This is a genomic window from Psychrobacter sp. NC44, from assembly GCF_904846655.1.
Taxonomy (GTDB): domain Bacteria; phylum Pseudomonadota; class Gammaproteobacteria; order Pseudomonadales; family Moraxellaceae; genus Psychrobacter.
This window is the reverse complement of sequence record NZ_CAJHBN010000030.1, coordinates 1-6,023: the sequence shown is the minus strand read 5'-3', so window position 1 is coordinate 6,023 and position 6,023 is coordinate 1. Positions and strand designations below refer to the sequence as shown.

Sequence of the window (6,023 nt, the reverse complement as noted above, 5' to 3'; positions counted from 1 at the left end):
AGTTGAGTTCAGAGTAAGAACTAATGCTGACGAATATATAAAGAATATTATTGATGATTTAGGTCAGAATGAATGATGTTATCTATTAAACTCCCCAACTTTTTTAATAACAACTCTCTTAATGCTCTAAAGAGTCAAATGGGTGTCGATAGAAATACTTATGGGGATTTTGGAAATAGTCAGTATAAGGCAGCTCAAATTCAACTTGAGACTACGGGTATTGACATTGAAGACCTATCAGAAATCACACCGTTAGAAGATCACACGTTATCCCATAACGGTAAAAGAATAATTTTATATATACGTGATATTAGTGATTGGAAAGATGAATTAAAGCTACCTAGATTCCACGTTGCACATTGTTCAACCCTACAAACGATGATTGGTAATGGCAAGAAGAAAAGATATGTTGTTTCACAAAATGAAAATGACCTTTTTCATCTGAACCTTATTAATGGCAAGAGGATTACAAAAGTAGAGCACTCTTTAAGTATCTGTAGGAACTGCTTAGAAACTATAAGATGGAATAGCTACTCTAAAAGCATGCCTCATGAGAAAAGAGAGCTTTGCGTTAGCGACTTTAAAGTTAGGGACTTTTTTTTAAAGTATCCAAAATCATTAGTAGATAAAGGTGGCTACTCTAGTCAAAACTCACCACTGAATCAGTACTCTAATGACTGGTCTCAAATTAGTAGTCAGTATAGAGGGTCTAAAAAATGGACTTGTGAACAGTGCGCTGTTAACTTGATTAGTCATAGGCGCTTATTGCACACCCATCATATAAATAGTCAAAAAAATGAAAATAATTATTCAAATTTAATGGCTCTTTGTGTTGACTGCCATGCCAAACAACCAATGCATAGTCATATGTACAATCTTCCTGATACTAACAGGCATGTCAAAGAAATTTCAGAAATTCGTAAGAAGCAAAATATACGTTAACTTTAGATTCTAATAGCTTGAATACTTACTTTCTTTTACTGTGTGTCCCAAAAATTTCGTCATTAAGGTCTTCTATAGCTTGATCGAAATCTTCTACTGTTTCGAACCCATTTTCATTAGCTACTTTTGTTCTTTTTTCATGGTGATGTTTTTTAAGCTCTTGATTCTTTAAGTTATTTTTTAAATTATAATTATCTAGGTCGTTATTAACATCTTCTAACTTTTTACTAAACTTATGAATGAAATTACAAGCTTTTTTATACATACTAATACCCTTAAAAAAAGTGATCGAATTTGAAAATTATTCATCACGAACTGATTAGCTAATGCTAATACACAAGATAACCTCTAATTGGTCGTTTAGTGAAATCCGAAGGGTCTTTTTTGAGGCGATCTATTATTTCGGATTCCCATGCTTTAACATTTTGACCAGCTGGGCTGGTAGAGCTAACTAAGTGATTGTAATCTGCCATGAAGCTAGGATTGCGAGCAATACGACCTAACTGCTTATCGTTTAGCCCTTCAATTGTAAACATATCTGCTGTGTTTATATCTCTGTTACCTTCTTGCTTTGCATCTTTTGGCTTATCTTTAACTAAAACCTTGAATTTAAAACCTGCTATGCTCCGCCCTTTTTTAACTTGTTCATAGCTGATTTTAATATCTGATTTTTCGTTGATTTCATCAATAGCTACTTGCAATACACGCTTTTTAAAGTCGCACATTGCCTTATATTCACTAGCCTCGACACCTAGTTGGTCTCTAAATTTCTCAAGCTCAAACATTGGGGTTTGCTTGGCAGCTTTCCACTGTACTAGCAGCTCATAAAGCCTGACAGAGTAAATACTATCCATGCTGGCTGTTTGCTCAAGCAGATATGAAGTGAAAAAATCTTCTGCACCATTGATACGGCTAATGCCATTAACCACAGCAAGGGTAAAAACTAATTCAATCGCACCCTCGTCATCAAGGTATTTTACTTGTTGTATCCAACGAGATTTAATAACTTTGCCGTCATCATCAATATAGCTAAAACGCCTATTGAACAAGGTTTCCTCAGCTTCTTTCATACGCTTATAGCCATTCTGCCGAGTGGTTTCAAACATCTCAGCATATCGTAAAGCATCAATGCGTAAAGGCTTATCGGTGCTCAGTCCTGTATTAGTTTCCCTAGCATCTACTATTGCCAATTGGACAATACGGATTTCAGGCAGAGATAAATTCTGTAGTGCTGAATTAAGCTGATTTGTTTTAACGACTAAGTTACCTTTACTCACGAGATTATCACCCCTATGTTATTATTAAATGACATATTATCTTAAAGTCATTATAAGGACTAATTTATTTTAGTCCTTATATGGTAACTAAACGTCCTTATATGGGTAACTAAACGTCCTTATATGGGTAACTAAACGTCCTTATATGGGTAACTAAACGTCCTTATATGGGCGCTGTATGCCTTGAGTAGCAAAGCATACAGATGGCTTAAAAGCATTTAAAAGCATTTAAAAGCATTAAAAGCATTTTTGGTTGTTGATAACTAAAGAATTAAAAGCTGTGTTTATTAAAAATAAAATTATGAATTAACTTATTTAATTTTGCACAATAGTGATTTATTCAGTAGGTTTGCGTCAGGGTTATCAATACATGTTTTAGAATCAATCCGTGCATAATAACCATCTTCACGCTTAGTAATACTAGGCATGACCTGAGCCTTAGCGAGTTCATCATATTTTGTTTGTCTATCACTAATTTCAGACTTACTAGGAATAAATAACCAAGATAAACCGAACGTTAGCAGCATAACTGAGATACAAACAGCACTAAGTACAACAGTCACCTTGGAGCTAAGTTTTTTTGCTAAATCATCACTAAAGTCACTGCCAATATCTTCAAGCTTGTCTTTGGTATTTTTTATAATAGCAGTAACGGTACCGTCTACACTCTCTTTGAGCTTCCTACTTTGCTCGTCATACGTGTCCTCGTATAACTTAAAATAACTCTGTCTGCCTTCAAACTCAGTTTTTGAGTTGGTAGCAGCAACCTTAATATCGTCTAATTCCTGTCCAACCTTATCAGCAACCGTTGATAGCTTTTTGGTCGCTGTGTCTATATGGGTGGTAAAGCCCTTATTTATCAGGGCATGATAGCTTTCTTGGTTTTTCTCAAAGGCTACGCTTATAGTGTTTTTGATAGATTGAATGGTGTTGTCTGTGATCGACTGGGCGTTATCTTGATACGTTTTTAATAGCTCAGTTAACTGCCTTATCATTGCTGAAATTTGTTTTACATGTTCATCGTTAGTTTGACCCTGGGCTTTACCTTCTGCTAATAGCTCTTGCTGGTGTTCGATGAGTATTTGAAGGGTAAATATTATTTCTGCTATTTCAATCGACTGGGCGTTGTCGGTCATATCTGAAATCCTAGTCCTCTGCTACGACTGCGATTGATATCATAGCTATGGTCATTAATGGCTGTTGAGACGCTCTGTAGGCGCTCCTGCTGCGTTTGTGTGAGGTTCTGCTTATGCTCAGGTACCATAGCATCAAAAACGCCCTTTAATGCTGCTGTATACTCTTTTTGCGTCAAGCTCTGTCGTGTGCTTTTGCTGCTATCTAATGCTGATTGCGATTGCGCGATAAGGGTGTTGCCTAAACGCTCGTATTGAATCTCTGCAAGCTCTCGTTGGTGCTTTGTGGTGCCAGGGTCGCGTTGATAGCTTGTTAGCTCTCGCATGAGGGTATCTGCGGCTACAATAGCCACAAGATGTTTGCCAAACTCGCTGTCTGGGTCTATTTTCTGCAAGTATGGCTTATCAAATTTAATGAGTTGCTGTGCTAGTCGCTTAAAGTTCTGATTAAATTGCCGTGTTTCCATAGCAATCCTTTCGCGTATCTGGTCTCTGCGCTGTTGTTGCTCTCGCTTCTCTTGTTCTAACTGCTCTTGCTTTTTTTGTTCAGCGTCAGCTATTTGCTTCTGCCTTAGTCGCTCTTGCTCGGCTTGCTGTACTTTCTCACGATCGAGCTTTATGTTTTTAAGTCTATTTGCCGTATCGTAGGCGCGTGCTAGGTCTACATCAGAGACTTTGCGCTTTTTAAAATTAGGTTCTGGCACAGCTGGGACGATGAACAGCTTGCTTTCGCGTAGATCTGAAATGGTTCGATCTGCTTTAGCATTGGTTTTTTGGTTGTCGTTTAAGTGCTTGTTCCAAACCAACTCATTAGACTGGATAATCTCACGGTTAAACTGACCTTTTTCGGTCGGTATCCCTTTACGTTCCATGTGCGTAGCGTCCTTACCCATCTTGATTTGGGGTACTAGATCGATACCTTGTGATTTATAACTACGGCTGTCGATTAAATGATGCCCTTTCGCTTCCAGCACCTTGTTGGCGGTATGTTCCCACAGCTCACGCACTGTCTTAATCTCAGCGCTCATGCGTGGTAAGCCTTTTTTCCTACGGTCATTGTCTGATATTTCGCTGTCGGCTTTGTCTTTGGTTAAGTAGATTTTGCCGTCATCGTCGATTGTGGCGGTGCGCGTGGTTAATAAAATATGGGCATGGAAGTTAAGAGGGCTTGCACCGCGCTCGATTTCTTTATCAGTTGGCACATGGATCGCACAATCTGCGATCACCTGATATCTATCGGCTAAGGTTCTGGCGAAGTCATGAGCTAAGTTTTTGCGATCTTGTTCACTCAGTTCATGCGGTAAGGCAATCAACCATTCACGAGCTACACGACTATTTTTACGAGTCTCATTACGTTCAGCCATGTTCCATAATTCGGCTCTGCCAATGTCGCCACCAGATAAGGAAGTCGGCAATATAATATTGGCACTTAATACACCGCTGCGTTTTTGGTAGTCATGGGTTTTGCCATGTTCTTTATCTTCATCAAGCAATTTGTCACCGGCACGGTAGGCAGCAGCAGCAACCGCATTTTGTCCTTGTCCTCTGGATACTGACTTGGTGCTTGCCATGAATATCGCCATAACGACTGCCTTTTTTGAGCTTGGTTTTTGGGGTTTGGGGTGTCCCCAACGTGTTTTGAGAATTGGGAAATATGAACCTTTAGGTGAATATATCACAGTTCTCGAAAACGCGCTCTTAGTCAGAGGGACTTAAAAACCTTATATTCTAAATAGTGCTTACCTGCGCCAATAATTTTCTGATATCAAACTATTAAATTGGAGTTGCACTTATATATGCTAGCATTACCTCATTAAAATTCTAGAAGCCAACTTATATCTGATGAATTGAGTACGTTTCATTTGCTTATAACATAATTAGTTAGGACTATTTCAATGGGTTTAAGTAACGAAACTCTTCTGTTTATTGTGATCATTTCAGCTCTTGCGCTATATTTTCATAAAAACCATGACCAAAAAACCTCAGAACAAGCGCCTACAATCCTAACAACTTTAGGAATTTTTGCGACATTTTTTGCAATCGCTATAGGGTTGCTAAAATTCAACTCCTTGAATATTCAGGATAGTGTACCTGCTTTACTTGATAGCATGAAAACTGCATTTTGGGCTTCTGTGTTTGGGGTAGGATGGGCATTGACCTTTAATTTCAGGAGGTTTTTTGAAAAGAATGATTATGTTGATGACTCAAATATTGATCAGGAGATGTTAAAAGAGCTGAAAGGGTTAAGAACAGAAAACTCTCAAAACATAAAAGAACTCGCAGAAGCCCAAAACAAAGCTCTTGATAAGATTTCAAAGTCATCTTCTGATGAACTGGTTAAAGCGTTGCAAGAGGTCATAAAAGACTTCAATGCCAAAATAAATGAGCAGTTTGGAGAGAACTTTAAGCAACTGAATGAAGCCGTAGCAAAGCTTTTAGATTGGCAAGAACAATACAAAAGCTATATTGAGACATCAACAAAGTCATTAGATGCCATTACACAGAATATAGAAACAGTTGCCATTCAGTTTGAGAGCGTCGTACATGACTCATCAGTAGTAACTGAAAACTCGAAAATATTCACAAACAACGCCGAGAGCTTTAAAGGGGTCGCTGAAAATCTAGAGATGACTTTAGGCAACCTAGATTCACAACGTAAAGCTATCCAAAA

General features: G+C 38.1%; 5 protein-coding genes and 1 pseudogene. 2 read left to right on the top strand and 4 right to left on the bottom strand.

Going from position 1 to position 6,023, the window contains the following annotated elements; translation table 11 throughout:
* The first annotated feature begins 72 nt into the window (after positions 1-72).
* Positions 73-942 (top strand): HNH endonuclease, encoded by an 870-nt coding sequence (locus tag JMX95_RS13485; RefSeq protein WP_201561073.1) that lies wholly within the window; start codon positions 73-75, stop codon positions 940-942.
* Between the two features lie 25 nt (positions 943-967).
* On the opposite strand, the gene JMX95_RS13480 is transcribed toward JMX95_RS13485, so the two are convergent.
* From JMX95_RS13480 to JMX95_RS13465, 4 genes are all read right to left on the bottom strand, one after another.
* Positions 968-1,207: a hypothetical protein gene (locus JMX95_RS13480; RefSeq protein WP_201561072.1), complete on the bottom strand. Its 240-nt coding sequence runs from the start codon at positions 1,205-1,207 to the stop codon at positions 968-970.
* Between the two features lie 64 nt (positions 1,208-1,271).
* Positions 1,272-2,219 carry a replication initiation protein RepM gene (gene repM / locus JMX95_RS13475; protein WP_201561071.1) on the bottom strand — a complete coding sequence of 316 codons (948 nt, stop codon included), beginning with the start codon at positions 2,217-2,219 and terminating at the stop codon, positions 1,272-1,274.
* A 311-nt stretch (positions 2,220-2,530) separates the two neighbouring features.
* Positions 2,531-3,355, bottom strand: a complete 825-nt coding sequence (locus tag JMX95_RS13470; protein WP_201561070.1) for a hypothetical protein — start codon at positions 3,353-3,355, stop codon at positions 2,531-2,533.
* Positions 3,352-4,923: a MobA/MobL family protein gene (locus tag JMX95_RS13465; protein WP_201561069.1), complete on the bottom strand. Its 1,572-nt coding sequence runs from the start codon at positions 4,921-4,923 to the stop codon at positions 3,352-3,354. The genes JMX95_RS13470 and JMX95_RS13465 overlap by 4 nt, the downstream gene beginning before the upstream one ends.
* 324 nt (positions 4,924-5,247) lie before the next feature.
* Here JMX95_RS13465 and JMX95_RS13460 point away from each other — a divergent pair.
* Positions 5,248-6,023, top strand: a pseudogene (locus tag JMX95_RS13460) (hypothetical protein); the annotation flags it as partial.